Origin of the sequence: Ferrimicrobium acidiphilum DSM 19497, assembly GCF_000949255.1 — a bacterium.
Classification (GTDB): Bacteria; Actinomycetota; Acidimicrobiia; order Acidimicrobiales; family Acidimicrobiaceae; genus Ferrimicrobium; species Ferrimicrobium acidiphilum.
Window position 1 is genome coordinate 183706 of sequence record NZ_JXUW01000002.1, and the last position, 19788, is coordinate 203493.

15 protein-coding genes are annotated in these 19788 nt (G+C 55.4%); 9 read left to right on the forward strand and 6 right to left on the reverse strand.

Features of this window, described 5'->3' with window-relative positions; genetic code table 11:
- Nucleotides 1–7 precede the first annotated feature (7 nt).
- From FEAC_RS01795 to ppk1, 3 genes are read right to left on the reverse strand one after another with little or no spacing between them, the layout of a single operon-like run.
- The gene (locus FEAC_RS01795; RefSeq protein ID WP_152623018.1) at nucleotides 8–1552 is read right to left on the reverse strand and encodes a Ppx/GppA phosphatase family protein; all 1545 of its coding nucleotides are present in this window, start codon (nucleotides 1550–1552) and stop codon (nucleotides 8–10) included.
- Nucleotides 1549–2271 (reverse strand): CYTH domain-containing protein, encoded by a 723-nt coding sequence (locus tag FEAC_RS01800; RefSeq protein WP_035388422.1) that lies wholly within the window; start codon nucleotides 2269–2271, stop codon nucleotides 1549–1551. Before FEAC_RS01800 ends, FEAC_RS01795 begins: the two co-directional genes overlap by 4 nt.
- The gene (gene ppk1, locus FEAC_RS01805) at nucleotides 2264–4360 is read right to left on the reverse strand and encodes a polyphosphate kinase 1 (RefSeq protein ID WP_052565224.1); all 2097 of its coding nucleotides are present in this window, start codon (nucleotides 4358–4360) and stop codon (nucleotides 2264–2266) included. The genes FEAC_RS01800 and ppk1 overlap by 8 nt, the downstream gene beginning before the upstream one ends.
- A 62-nt stretch (nucleotides 4361–4422) precedes the next feature.
- Here ppk1 and FEAC_RS01810 point away from each other — a divergent pair, with 62 nt between their 5' ends.
- The 6 genes from FEAC_RS01810 to nadC all read left to right on the forward strand — a co-directional run bounded on the left by FEAC_RS01810 (nucleotide 4423) and on the right by nadC (nucleotide 14088).
- On the forward strand, nucleotides 4423–5721 hold the full coding sequence (locus FEAC_RS01810; RefSeq protein ID WP_152623019.1) for an FtsW/RodA/SpoVE family cell cycle protein: 1299 nt from the start codon (nucleotides 4423–4425) through the stop codon (nucleotides 5719–5721).
- Nucleotides 5722–5946: 225 nt separating this feature from the next.
- Nucleotides 5947–9951 (forward strand): diguanylate cyclase domain-containing protein, encoded by a 4005-nt coding sequence (locus FEAC_RS01815; protein ID WP_035388423.1) that lies wholly within the window; start codon nucleotides 5947–5949, stop codon nucleotides 9949–9951.
- An 87-nt stretch (nucleotides 9952–10038) separates the two neighbouring features.
- Nucleotides 10039–10668: an NrtR DNA-binding winged helix domain-containing protein gene (locus FEAC_RS01820; protein WP_152623020.1), complete on the forward strand. Its 630-nt coding sequence runs from the start codon at nucleotides 10039–10041 to the stop codon at nucleotides 10666–10668.
- 8 nt (nucleotides 10669–10676) lie between these two features.
- Nucleotides 10677–11669: a quinolinate synthase NadA gene (nadA, locus tag FEAC_RS01825; protein ID WP_035388507.1), complete on the forward strand. Its 993-nt coding sequence runs from the start codon at nucleotides 10677–10679 to the stop codon at nucleotides 11667–11669.
- Nucleotides 11669–13183: an L-aspartate oxidase gene (locus FEAC_RS01830; protein ID WP_160290307.1), complete on the forward strand. Its 1515-nt coding sequence runs from the start codon at nucleotides 11669–11671 to the stop codon at nucleotides 13181–13183. The genes nadA and FEAC_RS01830 overlap by 1 nt, the downstream gene beginning before the upstream one ends.
- A gap of 5 nt (nucleotides 13184–13188) precedes the next feature.
- Nucleotides 13189–14088 carry a carboxylating nicotinate-nucleotide diphosphorylase gene (gene nadC, locus FEAC_RS01835; RefSeq protein WP_169741628.1) on the forward strand — a complete coding sequence of 300 codons (900 nt, stop codon included), beginning with the start codon at nucleotides 13189–13191 and terminating at the stop codon, nucleotides 14086–14088.
- Nucleotides 14089–14185: 97 nt separating this feature from the next.
- Here the strand turns inward: nadC and FEAC_RS01840 are convergent, their stop codons facing one another.
- Genes FEAC_RS01840 through FEAC_RS01850 form a run of 3 tightly spaced genes read right to left on the reverse strand, consistent with a single transcriptional unit; the run spans nucleotide 14186 to nucleotide 16243 of the window.
- The gene (locus FEAC_RS01840) at nucleotides 14186–14788 is read right to left on the reverse strand and encodes a bifunctional nuclease family protein (protein ID WP_052565234.1); all 603 of its coding nucleotides are present in this window, start codon (nucleotides 14786–14788) and stop codon (nucleotides 14186–14188) included.
- Nucleotides 14769–15914, reverse strand: a complete 1146-nt coding sequence (gene rodA / locus FEAC_RS01845; protein ID WP_052565236.1) for a rod shape-determining protein RodA — start codon at nucleotides 15912–15914, stop codon at nucleotides 14769–14771. The genes FEAC_RS01840 and rodA overlap by 20 nt, the downstream gene beginning before the upstream one ends.
- The gene (locus tag FEAC_RS01850) at nucleotides 15911–16243 is read right to left on the reverse strand and encodes a hypothetical protein (RefSeq protein ID WP_152623022.1); all 333 of its coding nucleotides are present in this window, start codon (nucleotides 16241–16243) and stop codon (nucleotides 15911–15913) included. Before FEAC_RS01850 ends, rodA begins: the two co-directional genes overlap by 4 nt.
- Before the next feature lie 134 nt (nucleotides 16244–16377).
- On the opposite strand from FEAC_RS01850, the gene FEAC_RS01855 reads away from it, so the two are divergent.
- The 3 genes from FEAC_RS01855 to tnpC all read left to right on the forward strand — a co-directional run.
- The gene (locus tag FEAC_RS01855; RefSeq protein WP_052565238.1) at nucleotides 16378–17511 is read left to right on the forward strand and encodes a PspA/IM30 family protein; all 1134 of its coding nucleotides are present in this window, start codon (nucleotides 16378–16380) and stop codon (nucleotides 17509–17511) included.
- 326 nt (nucleotides 17512–17837) lie between these two features.
- Complete coding sequence (locus tag FEAC_RS01860; RefSeq protein ID WP_152623023.1) at nucleotides 17838–18803, forward strand: DUF4338 domain-containing protein; 966 nt, start codon at nucleotides 17838–17840, stop codon at nucleotides 18801–18803.
- The coding region (gene tnpC / locus FEAC_RS01865; RefSeq protein ID WP_052565240.1) for an IS66 family transposase at nucleotides 18800–19788 on the forward strand (989 nt) is incomplete at its 3' end. The genes FEAC_RS01860 and tnpC, both read left to right, overlap by 4 nt.

Genomic DNA, 19788 nt, shown 5'->3' on the forward strand with positions numbered 1-19788 from the left:
TTATCGATTAATCCGTGGCGTCTGAGATAGTGACGTGTAGCTGGCAAGCTAGGATCGACTCGACAAGCCGACGCTTTCTTCTCAGGGCGTACATCTCAGCGCTAAGATCGCTGCTCGCCCGGAGTCTCAAATGGATCACCGCACCGCTAACAGTGCAGTGCAGATCCTGGATCAGCTGTTGGTGCGATCTATCAAGGGCGTCGGCAAGACGCACGATGGCTGCCCCTACCTGAATCTCATAGCCATCATCTGCACCCAGATCGGCAGGTACTACTACCTCACCCTTGGTGTGGGCGCCGATGATGGCTCCCACAACTCCAATCTCGCGGCGAGTGAAGCCGCGAGGAGGAGAGGCGGTAACTAAATACTGGCCGTGGCGGTCATGTTCATCGCGGTTGATAAACGCGCCGATATCATGGAGTTGAGCGGCGACCGCAAGACGCTGTCGTGCCTCCGCATTGAGACCGTGCATGCTGACCAACGCGTCAAAGATCTGGAGGGCTAGGCGTGTAACAAAATTTGCATGAGCCGCATCGACGCGATAGCGAAGCATGAGTTCTCGAACCGAGTCTGCTCTAAGGTCGGATCGATTAATTGAGAACGCAAAGTGCTCCTGGCTCTCGGCCTCGTGGAGTACGATCCCTTCACGAAGCGCCCACGAACACAACCAGACCTCATCGACCGAGATCGCGTCGAGCAGATGACCAAGGATTACTGCACCGAAGCCTACCGTGGTCGCTCGGCGCGCATCGATTCCCTTTAGTGAGTTCCGTCTTTCGACTGATGTTGCCCGTATGACGGAGGTAGCCTCCTCCAACGCCGGTCGACTCACCGTCCGCGCTAAAAGTCCATCATCGAGTTCGTCATGCTCGCTGTCTAGGGAAAGTGCGAATCGACCAATCGCATTCATCGTTCCACTCGTGAGAATTAGCCGGGTTGGATGATAGTTGACCATCGTCGCTAACGGTTCTTGAAGTTCATGACCTACGTAGTTATCGAGAGCGGGCACATTATCCTCGCCAAATTTAGCCCGGAGTCTGCCGACACCCAGGCGCAAGCTCCTACCCGCAATGAGCTGGCGTTGATCACCTAGCATCAGCTCGAGACTGCCACCGCCGAGGTCTGCACCAAGGACTGGCCGGGACCCTAGGTGGCATGCAGCACGAATCGCATCGAAGACAAGTGATGCCTCCTCATGGCCGCTGATAACCTGGACCTTCACACCTGTATGGCCATGAATCGCGTCGATCAACTCCTGTGCATTCTCGGCATCGCGGAACGATGCGGTGGCCTTTGCAACCACAACCTCAGCACCAAAACTTTGACTGATCGACAAAAAGCGAGCGACCGTCGCCACCGCCTCCTGGATCGCCTCATCGTTGAAGACTCCGTCTCGATAGACACGCTCTCCAAGACGCAGCATCTCGCGTTCCTTGGCAATAGGCTCGAGTCCCAGGTCAGAGCGAACGCGAAATACCGCGAGATGAAAGGAGTTCGAACCCAGGTCCATCGCCGCAACCACTACGCCGCCGGACACGATTAACGAACTCAAGCTAAATGCTCCGAATCGACGGTTGCCCACGGTGCAGGAAGTGGAACGGCCGCATCAAGAAAACGTACCAAATTCACACCAAGCTCCTTCGTCGCGTGCTGCCTGCTTGCAGTTAGGGACGACTCGCCTCTGGAGAGGGCCATCGAAAGCTTGGAACCCTGACTCGGTGGCACATCCGGAAAATAAGCCTCGAGGAGGTCGAGGAGCTGATCTAGCACCGGACGTTCGGGAGCCTCGACCTCGATCTCGAAAAACGTGAACTGTGCTGGGTGCTCGACGGTGACTGAGTCCATGCAAATCTCAACCTCGGCACTCGCAAAACTTCGCATCCAGCGTTCACGTACGGTTGTCAGGCGAGCGATCTCTTCGAGTTCTGCAGATACGCCGACAGCACGAAGCCCCATGGAGAGGATGGTTGGGATCTCCTTCCACAACCCATCTATCTCGATCTCAGTCGCCTCGGCAACCCCACGGACGTCCGGCGTTGCGCCAACCTTTATTGTCCAGCGTGCCTGCTGTCCTGATGATTCCCCTCGCGCACGAAGGCCGACTCCACTGCGGCCAAGAAGTTGATCGCAAGTATCAAGATAGCGAGAGGTCAAGCGCGAGACCTCAGGGCCACCGCTGTCCCCTTCACAGAGTTCAACGATCGTTGTTGTCATCTCGCGTGCTGTGGCAAGGTCGGGTGGCTGTCTTTTGAGTTCGCGTTCACTAGCCATGGATCAATGATTCCTCAACTTGTTCCCCGTTGAGGATGAGCTGTGAGGAGATACCTCGAGATGGCACTAGTCGACTCCACCGCCCCTCGCCATCTAACGTCCATGCGTTCGTATCATCCTCCCACTCCAGTTTCAACATGAAGATGACACGTCTACGCAACGCGGAATCCTGAAGCGGGAACAGCAGTTCGACACGACGATCTAGATTGCGCTGCATTAAGTCACTGGAGCCAACCAGGACCTCGGAGCGGGGATCGTCTAGATCACCAAAGACAAATACCCTTGAGTGTTCGAGGAACTCGCCGACTATGGAGCGAATTACGATTCGCTCAGACAAGCCAGGAACACCGGGGCGAAGCGCACAGATGCCGCGGACGAGTCCACGAATCTCCACTCCAGCCTGCGATGCCCGGTATAGCGCCTCTATTATGGCTGGATCAACCAGCCCATTCACCTTGAAGCTGATATAGCCATCGCAGCCTCGAGTAGTCTCGCGTTCAATCAAATCGGTAATACGTGCTCGGAGTTCCGTAGGAGCGAGTATCAGCTTGCCAAGGTGCGTAGGTCGAGAGAAGCCAGTCAGATAGTTGAACACCTCTCCAAGATCGTGACCTATCTCTGGATCAACCGTGAAAAGGCCAATATCCTCATAACTCTTTGCAGTCTTCGCATTGTAGTTGCCCGTACCCAGATGGCAATAGCGCACCAAGCCGCCACTCTCACGCCGAATCACCATGATGGCTTTGCAGTGGGTCTTGAGCCCAACGACTCCGTAGACCACGTGAACACCGGCGTCCTCGAGTTTGCGCGCCCATCCAATGTTCGCCAGCTCATCAAATCGAGCCTTAACCTCTACAATCACCACAACTTGCTTGCCACTCTCAGCTGCGTCGATCAGTGATCCGACGATCGCCGAATCACCTGAGGTGCGATACAGGGTTTGTTTGATAGCCAGTACTTCAGGATCTCTAGCCGCCGCCGCTACAAAGGCCTCAACGGTGGAGGAAAAACTATCGTATGGATGGTGGACAAGCACATCGCGGCTCTTTAGGGCGGCGAATATGTCTACCGCCTCACCATCGGAGTAACCGAATGGTAACGGAGTGTGTCCTGCTGCCCTTGGCCCTCGCTCACCATCTAGCCCTAAATCAAAGATCTCGAAAAAACAACGCATGTCCAACGGTAAACTCGTGGAGTAGACGTCATCGCGATGGAGTTCCAATTCGTCGATTAAAAGTGCTTGAATCGCGGCAGAGGAGTCCGCTGCGACCTCCAGACGCACTGCACGCCCAAAGCGGCGTCTACGGAGCTCCGTCTCTACGAGAGCTAGCAGGTCGTCGGCCTCCCCCTCTTCAAGCACCAGATCAGTGTTGCGTGTGACTCGAAAAAGTGCGGTCTCACCAATCTCCATCCCTGGGAAAAGTAGGTCAGCGAAGCTTTGAATGAGATCCTCAATCAGTACAAAGGATCCGCCGCCTATCGGATACAATCTCGGAAAGTTCGATGGCACCTTGATGCGGGCAAACTTCTCCTCATGGTCTGAGGGTTCGCGTACAGCTACTGCCAGGTTTAGGGAGAGATTCGAGATGTACGGAAAGGGATGAGAGGGGTCAACTGATAGCGGCGTTAACACCGGATATAGATCCGCTTCGAAGGCCCTGCGTAGACGTGCCTTGGTGGAACCGGGTAGGTTCTCAACTCGTTCGATTCGTACACCCAGCTGAGCTAACCGAGGCATCAGCTGGCACTGGTAACTCCGTTCTGCCTCCTCGATCAGCGTTAGCAGCCGACCACGGATAGCCTTTAGCTGCTCTCGAGCAGTCAGGCCGTCAGTCGAGCGTATCGTAAACGAGGAGAGGAGCTGGTCTTTGAGACCAGCCACACGAACCTGAAAAAACTCGTCGAGCCCCGCACCAAAAATAGCAAAGAACTTCGCCCTCGCCAAGATGCCGAGGCTATCGTCAGCTGCTAGCTCAAGTACTCTTGAGCCAAACTCAAGCCAAGATAGCTCTCTGTTGAAGTACCGCGGCAACTCGCGATCGCCAACGCCTGCGTCGGGCTCGTAGGGCACTTCATACGATTGCTGCATCTCACTCCTCACATGGATGTGGCCGACGCGCTATAGTCTAAAGCGTGAAAACAACTGAGCAGGTGAGGATTCGAACTCGCGGGTACGAACGGCGTCGACGAGAACTCGAATTAGTGATCATCTCCGACGTTATCACCGTCTTCGCGTGGGTACTCGGCTTCTTCGGGTTGCACCCTAATGGGCATATCGCACTATTCAATCCCTGGCTTGCCATTGTCGTAGTCGCGCCGATCGGCGCTCATATCACGAACCGCTACGTCGCTGCTAATGCCGATGCGATACTGTTACCGCTAGCGGCGCTGCTGAACGGTCTTGGATTCGTGATGATTGGGGTGCTCGATCCCCAACAGGGTCAACTGCAGGCGCTGTGGACTCTCGTATCGATTGCTGCTTATGTTGCCACTATGATCCTGGTCCGCAATCCAGACTCGCTAGACAAGTATCGATATCTGCTCGCCATCGTTGGGATTGGTCTCCTGTTTAGCCCTCTAGTGCCAGGGGTGGGCGAGAACATCGGAGGCGAACGGCTGTGGGTCCACTTTGGCACCTTGAGTTTCCAACCGGTGGAGATTGCAAAGCTACTACTCGCCATTTTTCTGGCCTCGTTGATCGTTGAAAAGAAGGATCTGCTAGCTCGGCTACGCGGTGGCGGCTTTCGACGCTTTGGGCCAATCGCATTAACCTTCGGTATTGCGCTCGCGATTATGGCGGTTGAGAAGGATGTAGGATTCGCTCTCCTAATATTTATTACCTTCGTCATTGTGATGTGGATCGGCACCGGCAACCGTATCTACCTCTTGTTCGGAGCCGTTACCTTTGTATTAGGACTATTGGTTGGCGGAGCAGTCCTACCACAGGTGCACCAACGGATTACGGTCTGGTTAGACCCGTGGAAATACGCGGCAACTACCGGATACCAACTTATCCAGGCTCAATACGCTTTTGGCATTGGCGGACTTAGCGGAACCGGCCTTGGGCTCAGTCACCCGACGGTACCTGTCGCAACCTCCGACTTCATCTTCGCCGCTTTTGGGCAGGAGCTTGGACTGCTCGGAACAAGTGCGATCATTATCTCTTTTCTCCTCCTCACCGGTGCTGGAATCCGTATCGCTCTACGCGCACATAGTGAATTCAGCTCACTCCTTGCAATGACCATGACCATCATTCTCGCCCTGCAAACCTTCTTCATTCTTGCTGGCGTTATCCGGGTCCTGCCACTGACAGGAATGACGTTGCCATTCCTGGCCTACGGCGGATCATCGCTGCTTGCCAACTATATTCTGCTCGCCATCTTGGTGCGCATCTCTCATCGATCCAATCAACATGCAGACCCGAGAGAGAGTCCGCTGATCGAATCCTGAAGTCATCAGATATCCATAGTGGGTCTTGCTCGAATATGACCGCCTAGCGATTCGCAATAGTAACTCGTTACACGATCATCCGAGTGAATTGCTGCGAGCCTGAATCAAGATTTTCGTCCAGAGTACGATACTTATTTATGAGGTGGTATCACATGGGGTCGATTTTGGCAACACCAGCGAGGCTACTCTGTTCGGTCCTTACGGTCGAGAGATAGAACGACTCCAGTGTCCATTGAGCTGACAACTATTATTGTCCTCGCGATCGCCGTATTGGTAGGTCTCGGATTTGGACTGCAACGCAACTCCTATGGACGTCGGCTGAAGCGCAACAACCGGTATCAGCAACTTTTGGCTAGTGCCAGCCAATTGATCCATGACACTCCAGACGAAGACGAATTCTTGAGAGAGATCTGTCGACTTATCTGTCGGATGGATCCAGTGCGGCTTGCGTGGATTGGGCGCCCGAGACCTGATGGACAGATAACGGCGATCGCGAGCTGTGGTGAGGTTGGATATCTTGACCAGGTCCACGTATCGGTTCGTGAAGATCTCGAGGCGGGCCAAGGGCCCATCGGTAAGGCATGGCGTAGTGGTGAGGCGATCTTTGACACCAAGACACTTAGCGATCCAAGATTTGAACCGTGGCGAGCCGTAGCCAAACAACACCAACTCATGGGAATCCATGCCCTCCCGATCCATTGCGATGGCGAGGTAGATGCTATTCTCGCCGTCTATTTTGGACCGAAAGGTGGGCCAGAACTGGAGGAGCGTCTGCTCTTTGAACGCTTGGCCAACGACTTGGCCACTGGCATCAGTAAGATCCGGGAACATCGGCACAACCATCGGCTAGCCACGGCTTTAGCACAGATCTCAGAGGCTGTCTTTATTCTCGACCTTGATGGCCAGATTACATGGTATAACGACGGGTTTCTACGTCTATTTGCCTTTGCTCCAGATGAGATCCTCGGTTCGGACCCTGCCAAGCTCCTCGGTGATCCCAAGTTTGAGGAGTTGCTCGAGCTAGTCGATAGCGAAGGTACCCACGAGCTACTAACTGACTGGGAGGCGCTTCAGACTAGCCAGACGGGCGAAGGCCTTTGGGTACACGTATCGGTCAACCCGCTGCTCGACGATCGCGGAACTACTTCAGGAATCGTGGTGGTCGAGGTGGATCTGACAGACGAGAAGGCTGCGATCGATGCGGAGCTACGCCTGCTCGCTATTTTGGATTACACCTCGGATGGTGTAGGCATCACCGATCGCCATGGGCAGCTGATCTACCTCAACAGCGGCGCACGTCAGCTGATTGGACTCGGACACGACACTCCGGCCGAAGGGCGCCAGTTCTTAGACCTGATTGCCGACGTCGATGGACGGGAACAATTTTCTAACTCTGTGCAAGAGGCGGCGATTGCCGGCCGATGGGAGGGTGAGATAAATATCAGACGTCGCGATGGCGTCACGATCCCTCTTTCAATAGTGCTGATGGCACACCGCGACTCTGGTGGACATGTGCAATACCTATCGGCGATCGCAAGAAATATCCTCGACCAGAAGGAACGCGAGGATGAACTGAGCTATCTCGCTGAACACGACGCACTGACGGGACTCCCGAATCGGAGGGTGTTGGGTAACCTCCTAGACGCGGCAATCGCGAATGCCAAGGCAACGGGCTGCCACTTTGCCATCGGTGTCATAGATCTGGATGACTTCAAACCGGTGAACGACCGCTTCGGCCATCACGCTGGCGACGCGCTACTTGTCGCCCTATCCAGCCGGTTGACCAGCAATATTCGCGATGGTGACGCGATTATACGGCTAGCCGGTGACGAGTTCGTGGTCATTTTGAACGGACTCAGTCGATCGCGGACAGAGTTGCTCGAGAGCCTCGATGCTGTGCTTTCGAAACTCCATCGGGCAGTGGAGACCCCCTTTGAACTCGACAAGAGCAATAGGGTCGCAGTAGACATGAGCATCGGTGTCGCTCTGTTCCCAGATAACTCGACTGAGCCCGACGCGCTTCTCCGCGAAGCCGACGCTGCCCTCTACGTAGCAAAGCAGGGAAAACATGAACGCCTCCGCTGGTGGACTCTACGTTCCGACACAGTTGCCATCCCTGAAACCAGGGCTCCGACAACCAACTCTCCGTATGGGCCAAGTGCCGCTGCGTTGCTGACCACGCTTCTGTCCGATGTCGACGCCTTGAATAGCCAAGTGCTCGATGACTTCTACCTTGCCGTCGGGGCATCCAACGCAAATCTAGAGGCTCCCTCACGCCCCTCAGCCGAAGAGTACGGATCAAAACTCGGTCAACTCATTGCACATCTCTCAACGCTCTTAACACCAGAACTGGCGAGGGTAGATCTGGAAAGATGTGCCCACGATATTGGTGTTGCACTCGCGCTAACGGGTCTGAGTACTGAGATTTTAGTGAACGCAGCCAGCATTTACCGGATGGCTCTTACCGGCGTACTCAGCCAAATGAGCGGCCAACCTCGCGATCTCCAGAGGGTTGTCACTATTCTTGAACGCCGTATCGAAGATGACTTATCCGCAGAACTCCACGCCATGACTGCGGTGACTGAGGCCTACTTTGGTATATTTGCGAATCCGCTTCCAGCAGCGGACCAACTCTGGATCGACATCATTCAGGCCGAACTCGACGCCATAGGTTCTCTGCCAGGAATCGGTGCCGTCTGCCTAGCCAGACAGGGGAATGCTGGCAACCTCGTCATCGAGGGTTACGCAGGTCAAAGCGGGAGGGTGCTCGCAGATAGCATGAACGCTCCTGAGTTCCAGGTGGCAATCGATCCCCGACACCCCACTGGGCAGATGCTCAGTGCGCGTGCCTGGCGAGAGGCGCACATCCTCATCGCCGACAACATCACCGATGGTAGTGTCCTTGGGACCTGGAAAGCGACCAGCGATACTTTGGCTCTTCGGTCTGCGGCAGCGATCCCAATTCAGAATCTCGATGGTCGCCCGATTGGACTACTCTTGCTGGTTGGCCATTATCAAGGTCAGTTCTCATCTGACTGGATCGGTCGCTTCAACCAGAGCCTCCAGCAGCGTTGGGAAAATCTCTTCTACCGGATAGCAACTCCCGATAACGTCCTAGCTAGAGAGCAGGCAATCGGCTATCGCGAGCTCCTTCTGACCGGCGGGCTTCAGATGTACGTTCAGCCAATCATCGACCTAAAGTCGGGCCAACTCGCTATGGTTGAAGGACTGGCAAGACTTGTACGCTCGGACGGAACGGTTATCGGTCCGGATGCGTTTCTTGGCATCCTCGGCGCCAGCGAACGCAAGCAGCTATTTTGTATCGGGTTGGAGACGTTGCTAGCAGCAGAACAAGGATGGCGCCTACGAGGATTAGACGTTGGTCTTGCAATCAACACAGACGCGTCCACACTCAACGACCCACAGCTTCCTTCATGGTTAGCCGCCACCCTCGCCAAGTGGGACTTCTCAGTCGATCGACTCACCCTCGAACTCCTCGAAACCGACCAACATCATCGCGCCCCAGATCTTTTACGTCTCCGTGAGCTCCAATCTCTAGGACTCCATCTCGCGATTGACGATATGGGATCAGGCTATTCGAACTGGCTACGCCTCGTCGAGATACCAGCAACACTTGTCAAGGTAGATCATAAGTTCGTTGCCCGTATGAACACCCATCCCAGGAGGGTTATCAACCTGCTAGGCACTCTAATCCTTACAGCCTCTGACTCTGGACAGAGGGTGGTAGTAGAGGGGATCGAGAGTCCGGTGTTAGCTGAAGTAGCCACTCGTCTCGGAGCAGATTTCGGTCAAGGCTTTGGTATTGCACGACCAATGGCAGCCGACAGGTTAGCCGACTGGGCACTCTCCTACCAGCATCAACACCACTTGGATCAAGAGCTCCACTCCCTCCTCGGGGCGATGGCCTATCACTGGGCCTTTGTGCATGGTCCAGTGCAGCACAGAAGGGGACGCCTTGAAGACTGCGCTCTGACCCGATATTTTGACCGCAACGGCATGAACGGCTCGGTGGGAGCGACTCTCCACCGCGAGCTCCACTCCTGGGACACCCCGCCAGCAAGCGTCGTCAAGGGTCTGACTGATTGGTTTGAAGCTGCTTTGGCATCGATGGACGATCCACTGCAAGTAGCCAAAACCATCTCTGACCCCGCTTCAGCAGCCTCAGTTGGAGGCGATTCAACCTCCGTGGACAGCAATCTTCACACCTAAATAAGGTCGTCTGGTAACGTTATACTCATGTGCCATCGCCACCAAGGCCCATCAGTCTCTATCGCCGTCGTGTTATTCGAGCTTGGCATGCAACAGCCGCACGTGCTCCTCTCCTACTCTTCCGGAGGGCTTACTCTCCTTCGGGTAGCGATTGATAGACTCGACGTTGCCCTAGATGAGTATGCAATGCGCTTTCTAGAACGAACCGTTGGCCTGTCGGTATCGAGGCTGATGCAGAGCATTACCGACCAAGATTTGAGTCAAGATCCACCCTTGATCGACATCTGCTACTACGGATTCTCCAAGAGTCAGTTTGTCAACGGAGACGACCTCGTCTGGGTTCCGCTCTATCACCTGCTTCCCGACCAGGATCACCGCGAACCAGCTGCCACCGACTCCGTGAAAGCCGCTGCCCACCTCCCCCCAGTCTCCGATCACGATCTTGACCTGCTGGCAGCGGCCCTAAACACGCTTCGCCGTTCTCTTGATCGCAGGCCAGTGATCGAGGAGATCGAGCCTGTGGCATTCACACTCTCCTATCTCCAGCAGCGCACAGAGATGTTGCTTGGAACTTCGCTGCATACTCAGAACTTTCGCAGAAAGATCCTTGAGTCTGGATTTCTCGAGCCCATCGATATCGCTGTGGCGCAATCACTCGGCCGACCGGCGCTTCTTTACCAGGTCCGATCGAGCACACGAGGTGCGACGATAGACTAATGCTCAATATGAGTATTATTGCACCACCCTCAGACATGGTAGGTTACCAACGAGAGATTCGTAGCCTGGTCGAGCAACAAAACGCTATTATCCTCGCCCACAACTACCAACCGGCCTGGATCAAAGAGGTGGCCGATATCAGCGGTGATTCGCTCTACCTATCACGGCAAGCCAGTGACACAGATGCCACCACCATCATCTTTTGTGGCGTGCGGTTTATGGCGGAGACCGCAAAGATACTATCGCCCGAGAAGCGAGTGGTCCTCCCTGCCGACGATGCTGAGTGTTCACTGGCCGACTCGATCACCGAATCTGACCTAAGGGCGTGGAGAACTGAATATCCTGACGCAATTGTCGTGGCCTACGTCAACACCTCTGCTGCAGTAAAGGCACAGGCCGACGTCTGCTGCACATCAGCCAACGCCGTAGAGATCGTAGCATCGATACCCCACCATCGTGAGCTGCTATTTCTTCCCGATCAATTTTTAGGCGCCTATGTACAGCGGATGACTGGGCATCCAAACATGCACATATGGATGGGCGAGTGTCACGTGCATGCCGACATCTCACCAGAGCATCTCGAGAGCAAGATGCTCGATAACCCGATGGCTACCCTGATGGTGCACCCCGAATGTGGATGCACTACCCCAGCGCTCTACCAGTTGGCTGACCCCAGCAGTGCACCAACGCGTCAACGAGTGAGCATTCTCTCGACAAATCAGATGATTGAGGAGGCAAAGACAACCACTGCTCGGCACGTTCTGGTGGCCACTGAGATCGGGATCATGTCGGATCTGCAAGCCGCTAACCCTGACGTCCGCTTTGAGGCTGTGAACCCCGAGGCTAGATGCCCATATATGAACCGCATCACTCCACAGAGATTGCTCGACTCGATCACGTCGACCACTGATGAGGTTGTCGTAGTTCCAGACACCGCTGCCCGCGCCAGGTTGGCGGTAGAGCGTATGGTGCATCCAGAACTACGTTCATGGACTCGGTGATGCAAATTCGGGTTACAAGCGATGACTCTTTTGACGTCGTCATAATTGGTGCTGGGATAGCGGCAACAACGGTGGCTCTCTCATTGCCTGCCAACCTGCGCATCGCAGTAGTCGCCCAGTGCAGAGGGATCACATCGAGCCATTGGGCCAAGGGAGGGGTCGCCGCAGCGTGTCAATCACCTGACGATGCGGATCAGCATATCGCCGACACCCTGCAGGCCGGCGGTGGCTTGAGTGATCGAGTTGCGGTGGACCTGATGGTGCGTGAAGCACCAGCGGCAATCGCATTTCTCAGCGATCTAGGGGTTACCTTCGAAGGGTTACCAGGACGCGAGGCTGGGCACGCACTACCTAGAATTTGGCATGCAAACGGTGATGCCACTGGTGCCGCCATAATGAGCGCGCTCGAGAAGAAGATATTAAGCAAAACCAACTTAGTAGTCCTAACAGGAAGCCTGATTGAGATTGCGACCAGCAACACTGGGGTCAGTGGAGTCCTCATAGAGAACGATAACTCGGCCGCACTGCTTCGCACATCAAAGGTTGTACTCGCAACCGGCGGAGCTACCGGACTCTGGAGTTACCACACTTCGCCTCCGACCAACCTTGGTCTCGGTATTGTCGCTGCCTATCGCGCCGGTGCGATCGTGGGAGACCTTGAATTCACCCAATTTCATCCAACGGCAATAGCACTGTCGGCCTCTCCGTTGGTGCTAGCCACCGAAGCTCTGCGAGGAGCGGGGGCATGGATCGTCGATGAGGACGGCAAGCGCTTTCTGTTCGACTATGACCCAGCGGGTGAACTTGCTACCAGAGATAAGGTATCGCTAGCGATCTCCCGTCACTCAGGTCAGGCTTACCTCGACACCCGACCGATCGACGAGTGCGAACTCACCGCCAAGTTTCCAAGTTTTGTGAATGCCTGTCGCGAGATGGGGTTCGATCCAATCTCTACCCCAGTTCCGATACGGCCCGCAGCTCACTACACGATGGGCGGTATCGTTACAGGGACCTACGGGGAGACGAATATAGCTGGACTCTATGCCGTTGGTGAGTGTGCCAATAGCGGGGTTCATGGTGCCAATCGACTCGCGTCTAACTCGCTGCTAGAAGGCGTGGTCTTCGGTCGTCGCGCGGCGTTGCATCTAGCATCTGCCTCTTTCCCAGACAACGCCACCGCTCACCCGAGTTCCTGTAGCCTCCCAACCCGGGCGACTAGCCTTAGCAGGCTTATGCATTCGGTAGACACCGCCCTTGGAATCGAGCGTGAGGGGTCAACGATTAAGACAACACGTGAGGCACTCGCCGCCGATGAGACTGAGGATATGGATCCCTTTTTAGCTCATCGCTACGTTGCAGCATCAGAGCTGGTGACGATGATGTTGGAGGCGGCCGAGAGCAGGGTCGGTAGCGTTGGGTCTCATACGCGCTCAGACCAACAACCCGAGGATACGTTATATCGCCTCCAATTTCTCCATGGATCTAAAGCACAACGAGTAAGGAGATTCTCTTGATACCGATGACACTTATCGACCTGGCTCTAGACGAGGACTTGTTAACCGATCCTGAAGTCGTCGGTGACCAACGCGGCCATCAAACCGCGGAACAGGAGTCTAAAAACGCCTCTCAGTCGGCAGCCGTCGACCTGACGGGATCATTGCTTGACCGTCGAACCGTCGAACTCACACTCGGCTCACGCGCTTCTGGGATCTATGTCGGTGCAGATTTAGCTCCGCTAATTCTCGCCCGAGTTGCAGAGCGGCTTGAGCGGCCAGTTCCCTCATGGGATCCGATAATTAAAGATGGTGAGGCCGTCACGAGCGGCACCGTGATCGCTCGCCTGCATGGAGAACTTCCCATCCTGCTCGCAGCAGAGCGCACCATGCTTAACTTTCTCTGTCATCTCTCCGGTGTTGCCACCCTCACTAGAGCCTACGTAAACACCGTCTCTGGAACGCGAGCTGTCATCCGTGACACCCGCAAAACTACTCCTGGTCTGCGAATGCTCGAGAAATACGCGGTCCGATGCGGCGGTGGTAGCAATCATCGCCTCGGACTATGGGACGCCTTTCTCATTAAGGACAACCATCTAGCTTTTGCACCGATGGTCGAGCTGGTGTCACGGGCACGACAACAACAACCTGCTCGCCCACTCGAGGTGGAGGTGGACAGTCTTGAACAGCTTCAAGAATGCCTCGATCTCGGCGTGGATCTCATCCTACTCGACAACATGCCGGTGACAATGATAAATGAAGCCGTTCGCCTTAGTGCTGGTCGCTGCCAACTGGAGGTATCGGGTGGCGTGGGACTCGAAAACCTACGTGCCATCGCCAAGACCGGGGTCGACTACATAGCTGTAGGAGCCCTCACGCACTCAAGCCCGATTCTAGATCTTGGCCTTGACTATCCTGAACTGTAGCATCGACCACTTGACAGTGTGTGTATCCTGCCATGCGGGTGTATGTGTGCGTGTTAACAACTCCGACTAGCTTAAGACTCCAATGTCGGATCGATAGTTAGTGGCGACGCCGATTAGCTAACTCATCTTCCCCACCTGGGGAGGGGTTGCCTGTGCTAGTTGCAACTTCTGCGTCGACCGCCTGAGGATGCGACGCACCCTGGGAACCAACCTCTTCCGAACTCATTTGACGAACAGTATCCTCAGCTTGACCATCGGTCACGTCTCTTCGACCCACAAGGTTGGGCGCCACCAGAATTGGAGCTTGCACCGGTTGAAGCAGGGCCAGCATGATGGCATCGGATGGACGAGCGCTAAATAGGCGCGTCCTCCCATCTTGGCCAGATAGCGCCAAGACCGCATGAACATTACCGTCAACAACTTCGTCCAAAGCGACATAGCTAACGTTAAAGCCATACGATGCCAATACATCCTGCATGAGTTCGGCTGTCATCGGACGTGGTGCGCGTTCCTTGGCTACAATGAGGGCCAGTTGGCGCGCCTGCTCTATTGAGATCGGAATCTCAAACTCCATCAAGGAGGTGTCATCTGGAAGCAGGGTGACTCGAGCAAACGGCTCTGGAAGGTCAACGCCAACGCGAACGAGCCTACAAGGAACAAGACCAGCGAGATTAAAGCTATCAGGCTCTAACACGGGCACGTTGGGACCCTATGTTCAGCGCGAGACCAACCATCGCGAGAAAGGCAAGCATAGCCGAGCCTCCATAGCTGATGAGTGGTAGTGGAATGCCCGTGATAGGCATGATTCCGATAGTCATACCCACGTTTTGGAAGACGGAGTAGCCAATCCACGCTAGCCCGCCTGCGACGATGAGCGTTCCCGTAATGTCCTTCGACCAGCGCATTGCGCTCCAGAGTCTCCATATCAGTATCGCATATCCCAACAAGAGACCTGCACATCCAACGAAACCAAGCTGCTCTCCAATTGCTGTGAAAATAAAGTCAGTCTGTTGCGAGGGCACAAAGGCCAGGGTAGTTTGAGAACCCTTAAACAGACCAACCCCAAAGATATGTCCGGAGCCGATGGCTATCTTGGATTGCGCAAGGTTGTAACCAAAGGAGGAGGCATTCGCTTTTGGATTGAGAAACGAAAGCAATCTATGCAACTGATAACTCTTCAAAAAGCCGACATGGAGTATGGCGACGATACCAACGACACCAATTATGACGAGCGCCAGCAGATAACGCGCTGGAACGCCAGCCATCACTAGCAGGAGTGCGGTTATAATCCCAATAACGATTCCCGTGCCAAGGTCTGGCTGTTTGATCACCAGTACCATAGGGATACCCCCCATCAGCAGGATGGTAATCACAGCTCGAAGGTCAAGTGGATCCTCTCGATTGGCCACGTAGGCGGATATTCCAAAGATAACCCCAATAGGTGCAAATTCGGACGGCTGTACCTGAATAGGGCCCAACTGAAACCAGCGTTGCGAACCGAGTTGAGAGGTGCCGACCGGAGAGAGAACGGCGAGCAACCCTAAGATACTAGCGCCATAGATGATGTAAGCGAAATGGGCTAAGCGCTGGTAGTCAATCAGTGCGAGAACGACCATCACCACGACCCCAAGGGCGAAATAGATCGCCTGACGTTCAAAGTAATAGTAGCCAGATATGCCCGCATGCATCAGCTGGACCTTGGTGGCCGAGTACACCATGATTACACCAAATGCCCCAATGGCCAACGTACTCAGCACTAGAAGAAGGTCGAGACGGCTGATCCTTCCCCAGATACCGGCCTCACGACGAACTGTCAACTGCGTCATGACAGTCCTAGAAGCCTCTCGAGTGCTGATCGTGCCATGGCGCTCTGGCCTGCCTCGGCTTGGAAGCGCACCAGCGCCGTCGCGATCCAGTCCGAAAGCTTCAAATTTTCGGATCGAATGCGCACGCCTCCAACGACATGATCGACTCGACTCGCCTGCACCCGTCCGTCCCTATCACGCTCTAGAGTGAAACGCTCGGAACCGACGTCGAAGTAATCGGTACGCTGCTTACGCTTTGACACAGTGTGAACACGATCCTGGAACAACTCCAGCACGCGTTCAAGGCCTACCGTCTCTAGTGCCTGCGCCTCCGCTGCTAACTTGAACAAGTCTGAAGAATCTACCAGACCATCAGATGTAGCGCTGAAGGCGTCACCCGATTCTTGCCCGTTCTCTGCTACCATGATGAGTAATAGAGTAATAGCTCTAGCCAGTATCACTATAGGGTTAAGGAGATCCTTTCATGAGCATGTTCAAACGCGTCTCTCAGGTCTTCCAACAGAAGTCGAATGCGCTCCTTGATAAGGTAGAGGATCCAACACAGGCCATCGATCTCAGCTATGAGAAGATGCAAGAAAATTTGCAACAGGTTCGTAGGTCGATCGCGGATGTGCTCACGTCACAAAAGCGACTCGAGGCACAACGGGCGCAACTCCAAGCGCAGTACGACAAATTGCAGGGTCAAGCCAGACAGGCGCTCCAGCAAGGACAGGAAGACGTCGCCAAAATGGCGCTGCAGCGTGCAACAGCGATCCAGCCTCAGATCGACTCTCTCACACCTCAGATAAACCAGCTCGCCCAACAGGAGAGCGCGTTGGAAGAGACCGGTCGCACGCTCAACTCCAAGATCGAGGCGTTCCGCGCTCAACGCGACACTATGAAGGCTCAATATACCGCAGCGAAGGCTTCGTCGTCCGCGCTCGAGAATCTGACAGGGCTCTCCGATCAGATGACTGATGTCAACATGATGATGGATCGCGCTCAAGATAAGATCGCTCAGATGCAGTCGCGGGCCGCTGCTGTAGGAGAGCTCGCCAACTCTGGCGTTCTTGACTCACCTTCGCTGGGCGGGCACGGTGACGATATCGAAGCCGCTCTTGCACAAAAGTCTTCGGCTAACGATGTTGATCTGCAGCTAGCCGCCATGAAGGCTGAGCTGAATAGTCCGGCCCAGCCTGCAAGCCTGCAAACATCGACTACACCCAGCGATGCGAAAGCACTCCAGTCCTCTGCAGACAGTGGCGGATCGAATGAGGAATCATCGGCGGTTGACACCTTCGTCGTGAGAGTGCTCGGACAGAGCCGTTTTCGGATTGCCAACTCAATTAGACCTGCACTTGATGGTCTTGATGCCGCCCTCGAGATGGCAGTAGAGAAGAACGATGCCGACTCCTTCGCCCAACTGGTTAAGCAGCTCGGATTGCTGGTTACGACGAATGGAGCTGCACTTGCAGACAGCGACGCGACCAAGGCCGACATAGTTCTGCCTAGTCCGGATATGACCCTCGAAGAGGCTAAAAAACTTTTCTTTGACACTCCAGCGGCACCGACGGAGGCCTCACAGGATCAAGGCGCCAGCGGAGCCAGCGTTAGCTAACCTCTAGGACGCATCTACAGGTCGAAGTTAATGAATTGTGAACCTCTTTACTCGACTCTGGCACGTTCGTCACTCTAGACTGATTGTAACTATTCAGGTCACCACCGAGAGTCAGTCGGGTGAAGCTGCGAGGGAAGTGTTTCTCGGTCGCTAGGGCGAAGCGGTTCAAGGGTTCGTAGCGCGTCTCGGACAGCAGCTTCGTTGTGTCTCTGTCCGAGGAACGTCCAAGGTGCAGTCGGGCGCTGGTTGCATACGTTCTAGCGGATGCCGGTAGTGAAGGCTCCCCCGGCTGGACACACGCTAGAAAGTCCTGTAGCTTTGGTGCTGTGAACCAGATCGGGCAATCATCCAGCGAGAGTATCGTCACCGAGAGCGTGGCGGCAAACAGTAGGCAGGCATCGAAGAGCGCAGACGGTTCTCTTTACCGCTATGTTGGCCGGGAGTTCACCGAGGTGGAGATGGAGATAGTGCGCACCCTCTGTTTGGACCCGGCGTATCCTACCCGGGCATCAATCTCGCGGGCGCTCTGTCGATCCCTTGGGTGGACAAAGCCAGACGGTGGGCTAAAGGATATGTCAGCGAGGGTCGCACTCGCCAAGATGGCGGCTGACGGACTTATTACCCTACCTGCACCCACAGGGCCACAGCCAGTTCCTAGGAGGCACCTGGAGGCAACGATCGAAGAGGGCCCTATGCTGGCCTGCTCGCTTGGCGAGCTCGACTCTGTCTCACTTGTTAAGGTCGATACCCGCTCTGACTCCGCAACATGGAATGAGCTCATCGGACGCTTCCATTATCTCGGCTACACCCGCGCCTCGGGTGCTCAACTACGTTACCTCGCTATTTCCAACGGCCGACCTCTCGGTGCTATTGGCTTTGGCGCAGCTGCGTGGGCACTCCAAGATCGGGACACCTTCATTGGCTGGGACGCCAAGACGAGAAGGCAGCGCCTGCATCTGGTAGTGGGAAACCCTCGTTACTTGATCCTGCCCTGGGTGCGGGTTCCTCATCTCGCCTCTCACCTACTTGGGGCCGTGACACGAGCCCTGCCAGGGCACTGGGTTGAGCGTTATGGCTACGCCCCGGTACTGCTCGAGACCTTCGTCGATGTCGGCCGCTATGCAGGCACCTGCTACAAGGCCGCTAACTGGGTTCGGGTTGGCCAGACCAAAGGTCGAGGCAAGCTGGACCGCAATAAGGCCTACGCGCTCGGGGTCAAAGACATCTATTGCTACCCGCTCTCTAGGAACTTTCGGACCAAGCTTCTCGGTGAAGGTAACCCTGCTTCGTGAGCCAGGCCAGTTACGCGACGCTCGTGTGTGACTGTGAGACACTCAAGGCCAAAGTCGCGACCCAAGCCGAGGTGATCGAGAAGCTGGAGGCTCGCATCGTGGAGCTGGTGGACCAGGATCGACTCATCGCAGAACTGCGCTGTGAGGTCGCAGAACTTAAGGGCCGACTCAACACCAACTCGCACAACTCCTCCAAACCCCCTTCCTCGGACGGATATGTAAAACCAGCTCCGCGCTCGCTACGGCGTGCATCTGGGCGCCACCCTGGCAAGCAGCCAGGAGCAAAGGGAGCACGCCTTTTACCGGTCGCACACCCAGACAAGGTGCTCTATCATGCACCCTCGAACTGTAAGAGCTGTGGACGCGATCTCAGGGACGCAGACATCATCGGCACTGAGGCCCGCCAGGTCTTTGACCTGCCTCCTATGGCACCTGAGGTGATCGAGCACCGGGTACAAAGGCGTCGCTGTAGGTGTGGAACCTTGAGCGTCGCTAGCTTTCCCCCAGAGGCTAAGGCGCCTACCTGTTATGGACCTCGGGTACGAGCGCTCGCAGTGTCACTGGTGATCGGCCAACACTTACCCTATGCTCGCACAGCAGAGGTGCTCAGGGACATGCTCGCAACACCGGTGTCGACCGGAGCTATCTGTGCTATGGTCGCTGAAGCCTCCAAGAGAGTGGAACCATTCATAGAGACGCTGCGAGAGGGACTCAGTCGAGCCAAGGTCGTGCATTTCGACGAGACGGGCGCTCGAGTAAGGGGCAAGCTCTGGTGGGTACATGGTGCCTCTAGCGAGTCGCTCACCTTGTACTTCGTGCACCCGAGACGAGGCATCTTAGCGATGGACGCGATGGATGTGCTACCAGGGTTCACCGGTGTCGCTCAACACGATGGTTGGAAGCCCTACCTACGCTACGAAGATGCAACGCACGCTCTCTGCAATGCTCATCACCTTCGAGAGCTCGAGTACGTGTCTAGCCAGAT

What these genes read in the sequence shown, in the direction of transcription:
- FEAC_RS01800 (WP_035388422.1), bottom strand. Translation starts at nt 2,271, where the DNA reads ATGGCTAGTGAACGCGAACTCAAAAGACAGCCACCCGACCTTGCCACA.
- ppk1 (WP_052565224.1), bottom strand. Translation starts at nt 4,360, where the DNA reads ATGCAGCAATCGTATGAAGTGCCCTACGAGCCCGACGCAGGCGTTGGC.
- FEAC_RS01820 (WP_152623020.1), top strand. Translation starts at nt 10,039, where the DNA reads ATGCAACAGCCGCACGTGCTCCTCTCCTACTCTTCCGGAGGGCTTACT.
- nadA (WP_035388507.1), top strand. Translation starts at nt 10,677, where the DNA reads ATGAGTATTATTGCACCACCCTCAGACATGGTAGGTTACCAACGAGAG.
- FEAC_RS01830 (WP_160290307.1), top strand. Translation starts at nt 11,669, where the DNA reads ATGCAAATTCGGGTTACAAGCGATGACTCTTTTGACGTCGTCATAATT.
- nadC (WP_169741628.1), top strand. Translation starts at nt 13,189, where the DNA reads ATGACACTTATCGACCTGGCTCTAGACGAGGACTTGTTAACCGATCCT.
- rodA (WP_052565236.1), bottom strand. Translation starts at nt 15,914, where the DNA reads ATGACGCAGTTGACAGTTCGTCGTGAGGCCGGTATCTGGGGAAGGATC.
- FEAC_RS01855 (WP_052565238.1), top strand. Translation starts at nt 16,378, where the DNA reads ATGAGCATGTTCAAACGCGTCTCTCAGGTCTTCCAACAGAAGTCGAAT.